The 15,175-nt window shown below is 60.8% G+C and carries 16 protein-coding genes and 1 pseudogene; 11 read left to right on the forward strand and 6 right to left on the reverse strand.

The genetic code is table 11. The features are described 5' to 3' along the window. Positions 1-44 precede the first annotated feature (44 nt). Entirely contained in the window at positions 45-407 is a 363-nt protein-coding gene (locus tag KJY40_RS00085) for a cupin domain-containing protein (RefSeq protein ID WP_007954453.1), read from the forward strand. Positions 408-480: 73 nt separating this feature from the next. Here KJY40_RS00085 and rpmG read toward each other — a convergent pair whose 3' ends face one another. Both rpmG and rpmB read right to left on the reverse strand, forming a co-directional pair. Beyond that, positions 481-636 (reverse strand): 50S ribosomal protein L33, encoded by a 156-nt coding sequence (gene rpmG / locus KJY40_RS00090; protein WP_003177274.1) that lies wholly within the window; start codon positions 634-636, stop codon positions 481-483. 11 nt (positions 637-647) lie between these two features. After that, entirely contained in the window at positions 648-881 is a 234-nt protein-coding gene (gene rpmB, locus KJY40_RS00095) for a 50S ribosomal protein L28 (RefSeq protein WP_003177273.1), read from the reverse strand. 446 nt (positions 882-1,327) lie between these two features. Here rpmB and KJY40_RS00100 point away from each other — a divergent pair, with 446 nt between their 5' ends. Further along, positions 1,328-2,914, forward strand: coding sequence for an ABC transporter substrate-binding protein (locus KJY40_RS00100; protein WP_230734244.1), 1,587 nt, complete (start codon positions 1,328-1,330; stop codon positions 2,912-2,914). Between the two features lie 69 nt (positions 2,915-2,983). On the opposite strand, the gene radC is transcribed toward KJY40_RS00100, so the two are convergent. Continuing rightward, positions 2,984-3,658: a RadC family protein gene (gene radC / locus KJY40_RS00105; RefSeq protein WP_230734245.1), complete on the reverse strand. Its 675-nt coding sequence runs from the start codon at positions 3,656-3,658 to the stop codon at positions 2,984-2,986. A gap of 134 nt (positions 3,659-3,792) precedes the next feature. On the opposite strand from radC, the gene coaBC reads away from it, so the two are divergent. The 4 genes and pseudogenes from coaBC to argB all read left to right on the forward strand — a co-directional run bounded on the left by coaBC (position 3,793) and on the right by argB (position 8,026). Next, on the forward strand, positions 3,793-5,001 hold the full coding sequence (coaBC, locus tag KJY40_RS00110; RefSeq protein WP_085606127.1) for a bifunctional phosphopantothenoylcysteine decarboxylase/phosphopantothenate--cysteine ligase CoaBC: 1,209 nt from the start codon (positions 3,793-3,795) through the stop codon (positions 4,999-5,001). 5 nt (positions 5,002-5,006) lie between these two features. Further along, positions 5,007-5,462 carry a dUTP diphosphatase gene (gene dut / locus KJY40_RS00115; RefSeq protein ID WP_007954445.1) on the forward strand — a complete coding sequence of 152 codons (456 nt, stop codon included), beginning with the start codon at positions 5,007-5,009 and terminating at the stop codon, positions 5,460-5,462. A 257-nt stretch (positions 5,463-5,719) separates the two neighbouring features. Continuing rightward, a pseudogene (locus tag KJY40_RS00120) lies at positions 5,720-7,096 on the forward strand (phosphomannomutase/phosphoglucomutase); the annotation flags it as partial. A 24-nt stretch (positions 7,097-7,120) separates the two neighbouring features. Next, positions 7,121-8,026 carry an acetylglutamate kinase gene (argB, locus tag KJY40_RS00125; protein ID WP_007954443.1) on the forward strand — a complete coding sequence of 302 codons (906 nt, stop codon included), beginning with the start codon at positions 7,121-7,123 and terminating at the stop codon, positions 8,024-8,026. Positions 8,027-8,095: 69 nt separating this feature from the next. On the opposite strand, the gene pyrE is transcribed toward argB, so the two are convergent. Further along, complete coding sequence (gene pyrE, locus KJY40_RS00130) at positions 8,096-8,740, reverse strand: orotate phosphoribosyltransferase (RefSeq protein WP_007954442.1); 645 nt, start codon at positions 8,738-8,740, stop codon at positions 8,096-8,098. Between the two features lie 82 nt (positions 8,741-8,822). Here pyrE and KJY40_RS00135 point away from each other — a divergent pair, with 82 nt between their 5' ends. After that, a complete protein-coding gene (locus KJY40_RS00135) occupies positions 8,823-9,602 on the forward strand; it encodes an exodeoxyribonuclease III (protein WP_007920349.1) in 780 nt (259 codons plus the stop codon). A 63-nt stretch (positions 9,603-9,665) separates the two neighbouring features. Here KJY40_RS00135 and KJY40_RS00140 read toward each other — a convergent pair whose 3' ends face one another. Both KJY40_RS00140 and rph read right to left on the reverse strand, forming a co-directional pair. Continuing rightward, a complete protein-coding gene (locus KJY40_RS00140; RefSeq protein WP_039765199.1) occupies positions 9,666-10,034 on the reverse strand; it encodes a DUF4870 domain-containing protein in 369 nt (122 codons plus the stop codon). 29 nt (positions 10,035-10,063) lie between these two features. Continuing rightward, positions 10,064-10,786, reverse strand: coding sequence for a ribonuclease PH (rph, locus tag KJY40_RS00145; RefSeq protein WP_003229494.1), 723 nt, complete (start codon positions 10,784-10,786; stop codon positions 10,064-10,066). 267 nt (positions 10,787-11,053) lie between these two features. On the opposite strand from rph, the gene KJY40_RS00150 reads away from it, so the two are divergent. The 4 genes from KJY40_RS00150 to spoT all read left to right on the forward strand — a co-directional run bounded on the left by KJY40_RS00150 (position 11,054) and on the right by spoT (position 15,157). After that, positions 11,054-11,917: a YicC/YloC family endoribonuclease gene (locus KJY40_RS00150; RefSeq protein WP_230734248.1), complete on the forward strand. Its 864-nt coding sequence runs from the start codon at positions 11,054-11,056 to the stop codon at positions 11,915-11,917. 12 nt (positions 11,918-11,929) lie between these two features. Next, positions 11,930-12,562, forward strand: a complete 633-nt coding sequence (gene gmk / locus KJY40_RS00155; RefSeq protein WP_230734250.1) for a guanylate kinase — start codon at positions 11,930-11,932, stop codon at positions 12,560-12,562. Between the two features lie 168 nt (positions 12,563-12,730). Continuing rightward, positions 12,731-12,994 (forward strand): DNA-directed RNA polymerase subunit omega, encoded by a 264-nt coding sequence (gene rpoZ / locus KJY40_RS00160; RefSeq protein WP_003229503.1) that lies wholly within the window; start codon positions 12,731-12,733, stop codon positions 12,992-12,994. Between the two features lie 57 nt (positions 12,995-13,051). Then, complete coding sequence (gene spoT, locus KJY40_RS00165) at positions 13,052-15,157, forward strand: bifunctional GTP diphosphokinase/guanosine-3',5'-bis pyrophosphate 3'-pyrophosphohydrolase (RefSeq protein WP_115079694.1); 2,106 nt, start codon at positions 13,052-13,054, stop codon at positions 15,155-15,157. Positions 15,158-15,175 lie beyond the last annotated feature (18 nt).

The following is a 15,175-nucleotide window of genomic DNA, read 5'->3' on the forward strand; positions in this document are numbered from 1 at the left end:
GGCCCTTTCACGCCAACGCGCCGTCATCACGGGAGAAAACAACAATGAACATCCAGAACGTCGTCGACATCAGCCTGACCACAACCGAAGCCGAACGCTATCGCCCGGACCCGGCCAAAGTGCTCAAGGGCGATCCCGAGCAAGCGGTGTTCAATCAATACGACAGCCCTTGCGGGCAGATGGGCGTCGGCGTGTGGGAAGGTGCGGTGGGTCAGTGGACGGTGAATTACACCGAGCATGAATACTGCGAAATCCTCCAGGGCGTTTCGGTGCTGCGTGACGGCGAAGGCAATGCCAAGACCCTGCGCGTCGGCGACCGCTTCGTGATTCCCGCCGGTTTCCGTGGCACCTGGGAAGTGCTGGAGGCTTGCCGCAAGGTCTATGTGATCTTCGAACAGAAAGCCTGAGGCCTTTCGCCAGGCAACAAAAAAGGCCCGTATCGTGAGATACGGGCCTTTTTCGTAAGTCGGGAAAAATCAATTACTTGATTTTGCCTTCCTTGTAGATCACGTGCTTGCGAACAACCGGATCATATTTCTTGATCTCGATTTTGTCCGGGGTAGTACGCTTGTTCTTGTCGGTAGTGTAGAAGTGACCAGTACCGGCGCTCGAGATCAAACGAATCAATTCACGCATGATTAGCTCCCTTAAACCTTGCCGTCGCGACGCAGCTCGGCCAGCACAACGCTGATGCCACGCTTGTCGATGATACGCATGCCTTTGGCGGAAACGCGCAGGCGTACGAAACGTTTCTCTTCTTCAACCCAGAAGCGGTGATGCTGCAGGTTCGGCAGGAAACGACGACGGGTTTTGTTGTTTGCGTGGGAAATGTTATTCCCAGTCACCGGACCCTTACCGGTAACTTGACATACTCTAGACATGCCTCAGCCCTCTAAAACCACATGCCCAACCCGGCATGGGTTGGCCGCTTAATCTCTAGTCATTGTGGCGCCAGGCGCCGCGATTCTTTAGAGGTCTTACCGGCTACACCTACAAGCGAAGGAACCGGGCCCCTAGAAAAGAGCGCTGCTTTATACCAGAAAGACCACGGAGCAACAACTTTCCGTGTGCAAAGAATGGCTAAAAAGCCGCTTTTCCCGGCCGCAAGCGCCTTGGGCAAAGGCTGCCGGCAATTTTTACCATTCGTCGAAGAAAAACGATCATACCCGCGATCAAGACTTTTCCCGCCGTCTCTTCCGACAAATCCTCCGCCGCGCAGCCCCAAAAATGCAAAAAGGGGATAGTCATTTGCAATCGCGACCTCTAGGGTAGGCCTTTTCCAGACTGCACTTGCAGATGGGCCTTCGATCTGTAAAGGAAGCCGACCATGCGCCTCGCTGCCCTCCCCCTGCTCTTCGCCCCGCTGTTACTGAGTCCACTGGCCCAGGCCGCCGCCCTGAGCATCTGCACCGAGGCCAGTCCCGAAGGCTTCGACGTGGTGCAGTACAACTCGCTGACCACTACCAATGCCTCGGCGGATGTGCTGATGAATCGTCTGGTGGACTTCGACACCGCCAGCGGCAAGGTCGTCCCGAGCCTGGCCGACAGCTGGGAAGTCAGCACCGATGGCCTGACTTACGTTTTCAAACTGCACCCGCAGGTGAAGTTCCACACCACCGACTACTTCAAGCCGACCCGCGAACTGACCGCCGAAGACGTCAAATTCAGCTTCGACCGCATGCTCGACCCGGCCAACCCGTGGCACAAGGTTGCCCAGAGCGGCTTCCCGCACGCCCAGTCGATGCAGCTGCCGAGCCTGATCAAGAAGATCGACGCCCTGGATCCGCTGACCGTGCGTTTTACCCTCGACCACCCGGATTCGACGTTCCTCGCGACCCTGAGCATGGGTTTCGCCTCCATTTATTCGGCTGAATACGCCGACAAGCTCCTGAAGGCCGATGCCACCGAAAAGCTCAACAGCCAGCCGGTCGGCACCGGTCCGTTCGAGTTCACGCGGTTCCAGAAAGACGCCTCGATCCGTTACAAGGCCAACCCGGACTACTTCCGCGGCAAGCCTGCGGTGGACCCGCTGATCTTCGCCATCACCCCGGACGCCAACGTGCGCCTGCAAAAGCTGCGGCGCAACGAGTGCCAGATTGCCCTGTCGCCCAAACCACTGGACGTACAGGCGGCGAAGCAGGAGCCGACGCTGAAAGTCGAAAAGACCGACGCCTTCATGACCGCATTCGTCGGCATCAACAGCCAGCATCCGCCGCTGGACAAACCGGAAGTGCGCCAGGCGATCAACCTCGCCTTCGACAAGGCCAATTACCTTAAAGCAGTGTTCGAGGACACCGCCGAAGCCGCCAACGGCCCGTATCCGCCGAACACCTGGAGCTACGCGAAGAACCTGCCGGGCTATGCCCACGATGTGGACAAGGCCAAGGCATTGCTGGCCAAGGCCGGATTGAAGGACGGTTTCCAGACCACCATCTGGACCCGCCCGTCCGGCAGCCTGCTCAACCCGAACCCGAGCCTCGGCGCGCAATTGCTGCAATCGGATCTGGCGGAAATCGGCATTCAGGCGGAAATCCGCGTGATCGAGTGGGGCGAACTGATCCGTCGCGCCAAGGCTGGCGAGCATGACCTGCTGTTCATGGGCTGGGCCGGCGACAACGGCGACCCGGACAACTTCCTCACCCCGCAGTTTTCCTGCGCGGCGGTGAAGTCCGGCACCAACTTCGCCCGCTACTGCAACGCCGACCTGGACAAACTGATCAGCGCCGGCAAGACCACCAGCGAGCAAGGTGTGCGTACCAAGCTCTACGAGCAGGCGCAGGCACAGATCCAGCAGCAGGCGTTGTGGCTGCCGCTGGCGCATCCGACCGCCTACGCCCTGACGCGCAAAGATGTGCAGGGCTATTCGGTGAGCCCGTTCGGGCGGCAGGATTACTCCAAGGTAACCTTCAAATAACCCGCCACAACACAAAACCTTTGTGGGAGCGGGCTTGCTCCCACAGGGGTTAACGTTTGTTCTTGATAGCTACATCCAGCCACATTCCGCCATCGACAGCGGCTCACCATCGCCCACGATGAAGTGATCCAGCACCCGCACATCGATCAGCTCCAAAGCCTTCTGCAAGCGCTTGGTCAATAATCGATCAGCCTGACTCGGATCGCTGTTGCCCGACGGATGGTTGTGGCACAGGATCACCGCCGCCGCGTTGTTGGCCAGCGAACGCTTCACGACTTCCCGGGGATGCACGGCGGTGTTGTCGATCGAGCCGCGAAACAGCGTCTCGAAGGTCAGCACCTGATGTTTGGAGTCGAGAAACAGGCAACCGAACACCTCGTGTGGCTCGTGGCGCAGCATGGCTTTGAGGTAATCACGAACCACTTGTGGGTTTTCAAGCGCTGTTTTTTGCCGTGAACGCTCGGCCAAATATCGTTTGCTCATTTCTTGAGCGGCTTGCAGCTGAGCAAACTTTGCAGGGCCGAGACCCAATTGCTTGCTGAATGCTTCCTGATCGGCCTCAAGCAACAATCTCAAGCTGCCAAACTGATTCAACAAGTGCCGCGCCAAATCGACTGCACTTTTCCCCGGCACCCCGGTTCGTAAGAAAATCGCCAGGAGTTCAGCATCCGAAAGGCTCGCAGAGCCCTGTTCCAACAACCTTTCCCGCGGCCTTTCCGCCGCCGGCCAATCGCGAATACTCATACACCTTCCTTGTCTGTGGGCGCCGCTGTTCCGTAGCGGTCGCTGTGATATCGTAGCCCATCTTTTTTGCGGGCGAATTCACCCTGGGGAGGGGTTTCGCCACGTATGTCACCAACGAAATGAAAGGCAGACCTATGCAGCGGCTGTATCGGAAACGCATCGTTCTGGGCGTCGGCGGCGGTATTGCTGCCTACAAGAGCGCCGACCTTGTGCGCCGCCTGATCGATCAGGGCGCCGAAGTGCGCGTGGTCATGACCCGTGGCGGCAGCGAATTCATCACCCCGCTGACCATGCAGGCGCTGTCCGGCCACCCGGTTCACCTGGACCTGCTCGACCCGGCTGCTGAAGCCGCGATGGGCCACATCGAACTGGCCAAATGGGCCGATCTGGTGCTGATCGCTCCGGCCACCGCCGACCTGTTGGCCCGTCTGGCCCAAGGTATCGCCAACGACCTGCTGACCACACTGGTGCTGGCCACCGACGCCATCGTCGCTGTCGCCCCGGCCATGAACCAGGCCATGTGGCGCGACCCGGCGACCCAGGCCAACCTGCAACTCCTTGAAAGCCGTGGCCTGAAGACCTTCGGCCCGGCTTCCGGCAGCCAAGCCTGCGGCGACGTCGGCATGGGCCGCATGATGGAAGCCACCGATCTGGCCCAGCTCGCGGCAGACTGCTTCCAGCGTCAGGCGCTGACCGGCAAGCACGTGGTGATTACCGCCGGCCCGACCCAGGAAAACATCGACCCGGTGCGCTACATCACCAACCACAGCTCCGGCAAAATGGGCTTCGCCCTGGCCGAAGCGGCGGTGGAAGCCGGCGCCCGCGTGACCCTGATCAGCGGCCCGGTGCACCTGCCGACGCCGGATCGCGTCACCCGCATCGACGTGGTCAGCGCCCGCGACATGCTCGCCGCGTGTGAAGCCGCGATCCCTTGCGACATCTTCATCGCCTCGGCGGCGGTCGCGGACTACCGTCCGGAAGTCGTCGCCCCGCAAAAATTGAAGAAAGACCCTACGAGCGGCGACGGTTTCGTCCTGCAAATGGTGCGCAACCCGGACATCCTGGCCACCATCGCGACCCGTCCCGACCGTCCGTTCAGTGTCGGCTTCGCCGCCGAGACCGAACACCTGCTCGACTACGCTGCACGCAAGCTGAAGGACAAGAATCTCGATCTGATCGTCGCCAACGACGTCGCCAACCCGAGCATCGGTTTCAACAGCGAAGAAAACGCCTGCAGCGTCATCGACCGTGCGCTGCACGCCACGGTTTTCGCCCAGACCAGCAAGAGCAAGATCGCTCGCCAACTGGTCACTTTTATCGCCGAACGTCTGAACCAGGTTTAATTTACATGCACGCTTTGCAAGCCAAGATCCTCGACCCACGCATCGGTACCGAATTCCCGCTGCCGCAATACGCCACGCCAGGCTCCGCCGGCCTCGACCTGCGCGCCATGCTGCAAGAGGACATCGTGATCAAGCCGGGTGAAACCGTGCTGATCCCGACCGGGCTGTCGGTCTACATCGGCGATCCGAACCTCGCCGCGCTGATCCTGCCGCGCTCGGGCATGGGCCATAAGCACGGCATCGTGCTGGGCAACCTCGTCGGCCTGATCGACTCCGACTACCAGGGCCCGCTGATGGTGTCCTGCTGGAACCGTGGCCAGACCGAATTCACCATGCCGGTCGGCGAGCGCCTGGCGCAGCTGGTGCTGGTGCCGGTGGTGCAGGCGCACTTCGAAATGGTCGAAGAGTTCGTCGAGACCGAGCGCGGCGCTGGCGGTTTCGGCCATTCCGGCACCAAGTGATTGGTTTTGTGGCGAGGGAGCCTGCTCTCTCGCCATAAAAATACGCAGATTCATCTGGAAGCTTTACCGCTGAAAATCAAGGCATTGGCAGGCCAAAGCCACGCCGCACAAGGCGTCATGGCCCTTTCACACCACGAACTCTCTGTGAAAACCGCCGTCATACCCTTCAGTTTGAGCTTGCCGTCGAATGAGTCGTCGGTGTGTCCAGCCACTTTCGAGATGGAGCATTTTCGCAGATGAGCACCCCCGCCCAAGTCGCCCCGAAGCTTCCCGACAGCATCTTCCGCGCCTACGACATTCGCGGCACCGTGCCGGAATTCCTCAATGGCGAAACCGCCTACTGGATCGGTCGCGCCATCGGCTCCCAGAGCCTGGCCCAGGGCGAACCGAACGTATCCGTTGGCCGTGACGGCCGTCTGTCCGGTCCGGAACTGGTTGCCGAACTGATCCGCGGCATCGCCGAAAGCGGCTGCCATGTCAGCGACGTCGGCCTGGTGCCGACCCCGGCGCTGTACTACGCCGCCAACGTGCTGGCCGGCAAATCCGGCGTGATGCTCACCGGCAGCCACAACCCGTCGAACTACAACGGCTTCAAGATCGTGATCGCCGGCGACACCCTCGCCAACGAACAGATCCAGGCCCTGCACGAGCGCCTCAAAACCGGCAACCTGAGCAGCGGCACGGGTAGCGTGACCCAGGTCGAGATCCTCGACCGCTACAACACCGAAATCGTCCAGGACATCAAACTGGCCCGACGCCTGAAAGTCGTGGTCGACTGCGGCAACGGCGCGGCCGGCGTGATCGCCCCGCAACTGATCGAAGCGCTGAACTGCGAAGTCATCCCGCTGTTCTGCGAAGTCGACGGCAACTTCCCGAACCATCACCCGGATCCGGGCAAGCCTGAGAACCTCGTCGACCTGATCGCCAAGGTCAAGGAAACCCAGGCTGACATCGGCCTGGCCTTCGACGGCGACGGCGACCGCGTCGGCGTGGTGACCAACACCGGCACCATCGTGTTCCCGGACCGTCTGCTGATGCTGTTCGCCCGCGACGTGGTGGCACGCAACCCGGACGCGGAGATCATCTTCGACGTCAAATGCACCCGTCGCCTGATCCCGCTGATCAAGGAATATGGCGGTCGGCCGCTAATGTGGAAGACCGGTCACTCGTTGATCAAAAAGAAAATGAAACAGTCCGGCGCGCTGTTGGCCGGCGAAATGAGCGGGCACATTTTCTTCAAGGAACGCTGGTTCGGTTTCGACGACGGCATTTACAGCGCCGCACGGCTGCTGGAAATCCTCAGCAAGGAAAAATCTTCGGCCGAGGAGCTGTTCGCGACCTTCCCGAACGATATTTCCACGCCGGAAATCAATATCCATGTGACCGAAGAGAGCAAATTCAGCATCATTGATGCACTGCACGATGCCCAGTGGGGTCCAGGCGCCGACCTGACCACCATTGACGGCGTGCGGGTCGACTACGCCAAAGGCTGGGGCCTGGTGCGCGCGTCCAACACCACACCGGTGCTGGTGCTGCGCTTCGAGGCCGATGACGAGGCTGAACTGCAGCGCATCAAGGCTGTGTTCCATGCCCAACTGAAACGCGTTGCACCTGATCTCCAACTACCGTTCTGATTGCTGATTCACCCGGAGCCCTGAATGACCCTCGAACGCGATGCCGCCGCCAACACTGCCAAGGTCCTGTCCGAAGCGCTGCCTTACATCCGCCGATACGTCGGCAAGACCCTGGTGATCAAATACGGCGGCAACGCGATGGAAAGCGAGGAGCTGAAAACCGGCTTCGCCCGCGACATCGTGCTGATGAAGGCCGTGGGCATCAACCCGGTGGTCGTGCACGGCGGTGGCCCGCAGATCGGTGATCTGCTCAAGCGCCTGTCGATCGAAAGCCACTTCGTCGACGGCATGCGCGTTACCGATGCCGCGACCATGGACGTGGTGGAAATGGTTCTCGGCGGTCAGGTCAACAAAAGCATCGTCAACCTGATCAACCGTCACGGCGGCAGCGCCATCGGCCTGACCGGTAAAGACGCCGGGCTGATTCGTGCGAAGAAGCTCACCGTCACCCGCCAGACCCCGGAGATGACCCAGCCGGAAATCATCGACATCGGCCATGTGGGCGAAGTGGTCGGGATCAACACCGAACTGCTGAACCTGCTGGTCAAAGGCAACTTCATCCCGGTGATCGCGCCGATCGGTGTGGGTGAGAACGGCGAGTCGTACAACATCAACGCTGACCTGGTAGCCGGCAAGGTCGCCGAAGCGCTGAAAGCCGAGAAGCTGATGCTGCTGACCAACATCGCCGGCCTGATGGACAAGTCGGGCACCGTGCTGACCGGCCTGAGCACCCAGCAAGTCGACGACCTGATCGCCGACGGCACCATCTACGGCGGCATGCTGCCGAAGATCCGCTGCGCGCTGGAAGCCGTTCAGGGCGGCGTAGGCAGCTCGTTGATCATCGACGGCCGCGTGCCGAATGCGATCCTGCTGGAAATCTTCACCGACACCGGTGTGGGTACGCTGATCAGCAACCGCAAGCGTCCGTAAGCGCTCGCGCAAACAAAAAGACCCCGCTCAGCCTGGCTGAGCGGGGTCTTTTTTTGCCTGAAGCTGCGATCAGACGCCGAACTGGGCGCGATAGGCTTCAACGGCTGGCAGGTGCTGCTTGAGTTGCGGATCGTCTGCCAGGAATTCCAGCACCTGGTTCAGCGACACGATGCTGATGACCGGGATGCCGAAATCGCGCTCGACTTCCTGAATTGCCGACAGCTCGCCGTTGCCGCGCTCCTGACGGTTCAGGGCGATCAGCACGCCGGCGGCCTTGGCGCCGTCCTGGGAAGCGATGATCTGCATCACTTCACGGATCGCGGTGCCGGCGGTGATCACGTCGTCGATGATCAGCACTTCACCGGTCAGCGGGGCGCCAACCAGGCTGCCGCCTTCGCCGTGGGCCTTGGCTTCCTTGCGGTTGAAACACCATGGCAGGTCACGGTTGTGGTGTTCGGCCAGCGCCACGGCAGTGGTTGCCGCCAGCGGGATGCCTTTGTAGGCCGGGCCGAACAGCACGTCGAACGGAATACCGCTCTCGGCGATGGCTGCGGCGTAGAAACGACCCAGCTGCGCCAGCGCGGAACCCGAGTTGAACAGGCCGGCATTGAAGAAGTAAGGACTGGTGCGCCCGGACTTCAGGGTGAACTCACCGAAGCGCAAAACGCCGCGATCGATGGCAAAACGAATGAAATCGCGCTGATACGCTTGCATGAAAAAAACCCCAAATACCACGGATTTAGCTAATTAGCTTGACGCCGTGTATCATACACGCACGCGATTTTTGGGGCCATTTATGCGGATCATCAGTGTGAACGTCAATGGTATTCAGGCTGCAGTCGAGCGCGGTTTGCTCAGTTGGCTGCAGGCACAGAATGCCGACGTCATCTGCCTGCAGGACACCCGTGCCTCCGCCTTTGAACTGGACGACCCAGCCTTCCAACTGGATGGCTACTTCCTTTATGCCTGCGATGCTGAAGTCCCTGCCCAAGGCGGCGTGGCTTTGTATTCGCGGTTGCAACCGAAGGCTGTCATCAGCGGTCTCGGATTCGAGACGGCCGACCGCTACGGGCGCTACCTGCAAGCAGATTTCGACAAAGTCAGTATTGCCACCTTGCTGCTTCCTTCGGGGATGAACGGCGATGAGGACTTGAACCAGAAGTTCAAGCTCATGGACGACTTCGGCAAGTACCTGGACAAACAGCGGCGCAAACGTCGCGAGTACATTTATTGTGGCTCGCTGTACGTCGCGCAGCAGAAGCTCGACATCAAGAACTGGCGCGACAGCCAGCAATCCCCGGGTTTCCTGGCGCCGGAACGCGCCTGGATGGACGAGATTGTCGGCAACATGGGCTACGTAGATGCCCTGCGCGAAGTCAGCCGCGAAGGCGACCAGTACAGCTGGTGGCCGGACAACGAACAGGCCGAGATGCTGAATCTGGGCTGGCGCTTCGACTACCAGATCCTGACCCCGGGCCTGCGGCGCTTCGTGCGCAGTGCACGCCTGCCGCGTCAGCCACGGTTCTCGCAGCACGCGCCGCTGATCGTCGACTACGACTGGACGCTGACCATCTAAGCGGCCTTTCGCAGACACAAAAAAACCGACATCTCTGTCGGTTTTTTTGTGGGCGATCGTTCGTTATTTGATCAACCGCCAGGTGAACGGATAACGATAAGGGAAGCCTTCGTTGGCTTTCACCCCGCCGATGATCGTCAGCACCAGCGCCGCAATGGCCAGCAGGCCAAACAGCACGAACCCGATAAGCAACAGCATCAAGACAAAGCAGACCATCGATGCAATCGCCACGGTGATCTGGAAATTCAACGCTTCCTTGCCCTGGGCGTCGATGAACGGATCGGTCTCGCGCTTCATCTGCCACAGGACCAGCGGCCCGATCAGCGTGCCGAACGGAATCCAGATCCCCAGCAAGGCGGACAAGTGACAAAACATCGCCCATTGACGAACCTCCTGGCTCGGCTTGGGCAGCAACTCTTGCTCATCACTCATCGCGTCCTCCTTGCGGGTTACGAACCTGCTCAGTCGGCCAGTGCAGCCTTTTGCAGTTCGAAGATCTCGTTCATGCCTTTCTTCGCCAGTTCCAGCATCGCGTTCAGCTCTTCAGGCTGGAACGGCGCGCCTTCGGCGGTGCCCTGCACTTCGATGAAACCACCGGTGCTGGTCATCACCACGTTGAGGTCGGTCTCGGCAGCGGAATCTTCAAGATAGTCCAGATCCAGTACCGGCTCGCCCTGGTACATGCCCACGGAGACTGCGCCGATCATTTGCTTGAGCGGATCGCCGCCTTTGAGGCCGCCGCGCTTCTTGATCACTTTCAGTGCATCGACCAGCGCAACCATGGCGCCGGTGATCGACGCGGTGCGGGTACCGCCGTCGGCCTGGATCACGTCGCAGTCGACGTACAGGGTGACGTCACCCAGCTTTGACATGTCCAGCGCGGCGCGCAGGGAACGGCCGATCAGACGCTGAATTTCCAGGGTACGGCCGCCCTGCTTGCCACGGCTCGCTTCGCGCTGGTTACGCTCGCCGGTGGCGCGCGGCAGCATGCCGTATTCGGCGGTCAGCCAACCCTGGCCCTGGCCTTTGAGGAAACGCGGCACGCCGTTTTCGACGCTGACGGTGCAGATGACTTTGGTATCACCGAATTCGACCAGTACGGATCCCTCGGCGTGTTTGGTGTAGTTGCGGGTAATGCGGATCGAGCGGAGCTGATCGGCAGCGCGACCACTTGGACGTTTCATAGGAGATACCTGTACTGGGGACGGAAAACTGCGGAGCATTATAGAGCCGCGCACCGCGCCTGGGCACTCGTTAAAAAATCCGGCCGACGACCGAAGGCCCTGAAACGCGCTTCGCCGACGGCCTGCAGCCCTTTGTCACACCGTGTGTTTGGGCGCATCTGCCGCACTGCGCTACAATCCTGCGCCTTTGCTGCCAGTCGGCTTAAATTCATTGATATCGAGCTGCGGAGCTTCAATTCGCGCCGATCTGTATCGCGAGGTCACCCCATGGTGCACAGCATGACCGCCTTCGCCCGCGTCGAAAAAGCCGGCGTTCAGGGCACCCTGAGCTGGGAACTGCGCTCGGTCAACAGCCGCTACCTGGAACCCCACCTGCGCCTGCCGGAGTCGTTTCGCGACCTCGAAGGCGCCGTCCGCGAAGCCCTGCGCCAGGGTCTGTCGCGCGGCAAACTGGAATGCACCCTGCGCTTCACCGAGGAAAGCACCGGCAAGCCGCTGCAAGTGGATCGCGAGCGCGCTGCACAACTGGTCGCCGCGGCCGAAACCGTCGCCGGCCTGATCAAGAACCCGGCCGCGCTGAACCCGCTGGAAGTGCTGGCCTGGCCGGGCGTGCTGGTGGCCGACGCCACCGACCCGCAGGCGCTGAACGCCGAGGCGCTGGCCCTGTTCAACCAAGGTCTGAAAGACCTCAAGGCCGGCCGCGAGCGCGAAGGCGCGGAGCTGGCCCGCCTGATCAACGATCGTCTGACCTCCATCGAGGAAGACGTGGTGACCCTGCGCGAACTGGTTCCGCAGATGCTCGCCACCCAGCGCCAGAAAGTCCTCGACCGCTTCGCCGACATGAAGGCCGAGATGGACCCGCAGCGCCTGGAACAGGAAATGGTCATGCTCGCGCAAAAGAGCGACGTGGCTGAAGAACTGGATCGCCTGAGCACCCACATCATCGAAGTTCGCCGGGTGCTCAATTCCGGCGGTGCCGCGGGCCGGCGCCTGGACTTCCTGATGCAGGAGCTCAACCGCGAAGCCAACACACTGGGCTCCAAGGCCTTCGACCCGCGCAGCACCCAGGCGGCGGTCAACCTCAAGGTGTTGATCGAGCAGATGCGCGAACAAGTGCAGAATATTGAGTAAGGCTACCCCGACATGACCCACAGCACCGGCACCCTGTACATCATTTCCGCCCCTTCGGGCGCGGGCAAGAGCAGTCTGGTCAAGGCCCTGACCGACGCCAACCCGGAGATCCGCGTCTCGATTTCCCACACCACCCGCGCCATGCGACCGGGCGAAGTGGACGGCGTGAACTATCACTTCGTGACCCGCGAAGAGTTCGTGAAGATGGGCGAGCACGGCGACTTCCTGGAACGCGCCGAAGTCTTCGGCAACTTCTACGGTACGTCGCAAAGCCGTCTGCAGCAGACCCTGGACGAAGGCCACGACCTGATTCTGGAAATCGACTGGCAAGGCGCCGAGCAAGTACGCAAGCTGATGCCGCAGGCACGTTCGATCTTCATTCTGCCGCCATCGCTGCAGGCCCTGCACCAGCGCCTGACCAACCGTGGCCAGGACAGCGACGAGATCATCGACGGCCGGATGCGTGAAGCGGTCAGCGAGATGAGCCACTACGTCGAGTACGACTACCTGATCATCAACGACGATTTCGCCCACGCGCTGGACGATCTGAAAGCGATTTTCCGCGCCAATCAGCTGCAACAGAAACGCCAACAGGTGCGTTTCGGCAAATTGCTGGCTGAATTGCTGGCTGAATTGCTGGGCTGAAACAGCACTTCCCAAAACCGCTGCAAGGGCTTTACATTGGTGCTTGCAGCGCGTTGAAGAGTCTGGTCAAAAAATCAGCGCTTCCCTAATCGCTGGTGATTTTTTAAACTGTTGAGTCCGCTCGCCCAACCGGGCAGCGCGCATATTGCATTCGCTCCGAGGAATACCATGGCCCGCGTAACCGTTGAAGACTGCCTAGAACACGTGGAAAACCGCTTTGAGCTGGTCATGCTCTCTACCAAGCGTGCCCGTCAACTGGCCACCGGCGGCAAAGAGCCCCTGGTTCAGTGGGAAAACGACAAACCGACCGTAGTTGCGCTGCGTGAAATCGCTGAAGGCCTGATGAGCTACGAGTTCATCGCCGAGCAGGAAATCGTCCACGAAGACCCTGTCTTCGCTGCGTTCGAGGACGAGTCCAACGAGGCCGTCTAAGCCTATGCCTGGTCGACGTAGCACGGCGCGGGATCACAGCCTACGGCAGGAGACATCATGCCGAGCATAGACGCCCTCGCCGATCGCTTATCGACCTACCTCGGCAACGACCAGGTCAACCTGGTCCGCCGAGCGTATTTCTACGCCGAACAAGCCCACGACGGCCAACGCCGCCGCAGCGGCGAAGCGTACGTCACGCATCCTCTTGCCGTGGCAAATATTCTTGCCGACATGCACATGGACCATCAGAGCCTGATGGCCGCGATGCTGCATGACGTGATCGAAGACACCGGAATCGCCAAAGAAGCGCTGCAAGCGCAGTTCGGTGAAACCGTGGCCGAACTGGTCGACGGGGTCAGCAAACTGACCCAGATGAACTTCGAGACCAAGGCCGAAGCCCAGGCGGAAAACTTCCAGAAAATGGCCATGGCCATGGCGCGCGACATTCGCGTAATCCTGGTCAAGCTCGCCGACCGCCTGCACAACATGCGCACGCTGGAAGTGCTGTCCGGCGAGAAACGCCGGCGCATCGCCAAGGAAACCCTCGAGATCTACGCGCCCATCGCCAACCGCCTGGGCATGCACGCGATCCGCATCGAGTTCGAAGACCTCGGCTTCAAGGCGATGCACCCGATGCGTTCCGCGCGGATCTACCAGGCCGTCAAGCGCGCCCGGGGCAACCGCAAGGAAATCGTCAACAAGATCGAAGAGTCCCTTGGCCACTGCCTCGCGATCGACGGCATCCAGGGTGAAGTCAGCGGTCGCCAGAAACACCTCTACGGCATCTACAAGAAAATGCGCGGCAAGCGTCGGGCCTTCAACGAGATCATGGACGTCTACGCGTTCCGGATCATCGTCGACAAGGTCGATACCTGCTACCGCGTGCTGGGTGCTGTACATAATTTGTACAAACCGCTGCCGGGGCGCTTCAAGGATTACATCGCGATCCCCAAGGCCAACGGCTATCAGTCGCTGCACACCACGCTGTTCGGCATGCACGGTGTACCGATCGAGATCCAGATCCGCACCCGCGAAATGGAAGAGATGGCCAACAACGGCATCGCCGCCCATTGGCTGTACAAATCCAGCGGTGACGAGCAGCCGAAAGGCACCCATGCCCGCGCCCGTCAGTGGGTCAAGGGCGTGCTGGAAATGCAGCAACGCGCCGGCAACTCGCTGGAGTTCATCGAGAGCGTCAAGATCGACCTGTTCCCAGACGAGGTCTATGTGTTCACGCCCAAAGGCCGGATCATGGAGCTGCCCAAAGGCTCCACGGCGGTCGACTTTGCCTACGCGGTGCACACCGACGTCGGCAACAGCTGCATCGCCTGCCGGATCAACCGTCGTCTCGCACCGCTGTCCGAACCGCTGCAAAGCGGCTCCACGGTCGAGATCGTCAGCGCCCCCGGCGCACGGCCGAATCCGGCGTGGCTCAATTTCGTGGTCACCGGCAAGGCGCGTACCCACATCCGCCATGCGCTGAAACTGCAACGCCGCTCCGAATCCATCAGCCTCGGCGAACGCCTGCTGAACAAAGTCCTCAACGGCTTCGACAGCGCGCTGGAACAGATTCCCACCGAACGCGTGAAGGCGATGCTCACGGAGTACCGCCTCGAACTGATCGAAGATTTGCTGGAAGACATCGGCCTGGGGAACCGCATGGCCTATGTCGTGGCGCGCCGCCTGCTCGGCGAAGGCGAGCAACTGCCAAGCCCTGAAGGCCCGCTGGCAATTCGCGGCACCGAAGGCTTGGTCCTCAGCTACGCCAAATGCTGTACGCCGATTCCGGGCGACCCGATTGTCGGTCACCTTTCGGCGGGCAAAGGCATGGTCGTGCACCTGGACAACTGTCGCAACATCAGCGAAATCCGCCACAACCCGGAAAAATGCATCCAGCTCTCCTGGGCCAAAGATGTCACCGGCGAATTCAACGTCGAACTGCGCGTCGAGCTGGAGCACCAGCGCGGCCTGATCGCCCTGCTGGCCAGCAGCGTCAACGCAGCCGACGGCAATATCGAGAAAATCAGCATGGACGAACGCGATGGCCGCATCAGCGTTGTCCAGTTGGTGGTCAGCGTCCACGACCGTGTGCACCTGGCCCGCGTGATCAAGAAACTGCGCGCCCTGACCGGGGTGATCCGCATCACCCGCATGCGTGCATAACTCAAACATTACAAGGAG

Origin of the sequence: Pseudomonas fitomaticsae (assembly GCF_021018765.1) — a bacterium.
Lineage (GTDB): Bacteria > Pseudomonadota > Gammaproteobacteria > Pseudomonadales > Pseudomonadaceae > Aquipseudomonas > Aquipseudomonas fitomaticsae.

Excerpts from the sequence above, each read along its gene's own strand:
- rpoZ (WP_003229503.1), top strand. The coding sequence starts at position 12,731 with ATGGCCCGCGTAACCGTTGAAGACTGCCTAGAACACGTGGAAAACCGC.
- radC (WP_230734245.1), bottom strand. The coding sequence starts at position 3,658 with ATGAGTATTCGCGATTGGCCGGCGGCGGAAAGGCCGCGGGAAAGGTTG.
- argB (WP_007954443.1), top strand. The coding sequence starts at position 7,121 with ATGACCCTCGAACGCGATGCCGCCGCCAACACTGCCAAGGTCCTGTCC.
- pyrE (WP_007954442.1), bottom strand. The coding sequence starts at position 8,740 with ATGCAAGCGTATCAGCGCGATTTCATTCGTTTTGCCATCGATCGCGGC.
- spoT (WP_115079694.1), top strand. The coding sequence starts at position 13,052 with ATGCCGAGCATAGACGCCCTCGCCGATCGCTTATCGACCTACCTCGGC.
- gmk (WP_230734250.1), top strand. The coding sequence starts at position 11,930 with ATGACCCACAGCACCGGCACCCTGTACATCATTTCCGCCCCTTCGGGC.
- coaBC (WP_085606127.1), top strand. The coding sequence starts at position 3,793 with ATGCAGCGGCTGTATCGGAAACGCATCGTTCTGGGCGTCGGCGGCGGT.
- rph (WP_003229494.1), bottom strand. The coding sequence starts at position 10,786 with ATGAAACGTCCAAGTGGTCGCGCTGCCGATCAGCTCCGCTCGATCCGC.
- rpmB (WP_003177273.1), bottom strand. The coding sequence starts at position 881 with ATGTCTAGAGTATGTCAAGTTACCGGTAAGGGTCCGGTGACTGGGAAT.
- dut (WP_007954445.1), top strand. The coding sequence starts at position 5,007 with ATGCACGCTTTGCAAGCCAAGATCCTCGACCCACGCATCGGTACCGAA.
- KJY40_RS00135 (WP_007920349.1), top strand. The coding sequence starts at position 8,823 with ATGCGGATCATCAGTGTGAACGTCAATGGTATTCAGGCTGCAGTCGAG.
- KJY40_RS00140 (WP_039765199.1), bottom strand. The coding sequence starts at position 10,034 with ATGAGTGATGAGCAAGAGTTGCTGCCCAAGCCGAGCCAGGAGGTTCGT.
- KJY40_RS00085 (WP_007954453.1), top strand. The coding sequence starts at position 45 with ATGAACATCCAGAACGTCGTCGACATCAGCCTGACCACAACCGAAGCC.
- KJY40_RS00150 (WP_230734248.1), top strand. The coding sequence starts at position 11,054 with ATGGTGCACAGCATGACCGCCTTCGCCCGCGTCGAAAAAGCCGGCGTT.
- rpmG (WP_003177274.1), bottom strand. The coding sequence starts at position 636 with ATGCGTGAATTGATTCGTTTGATCTCGAGCGCCGGTACTGGTCACTTC.
- KJY40_RS00100 (WP_230734244.1), top strand. The coding sequence starts at position 1,328 with ATGCGCCTCGCTGCCCTCCCCCTGCTCTTCGCCCCGCTGTTACTGAGT.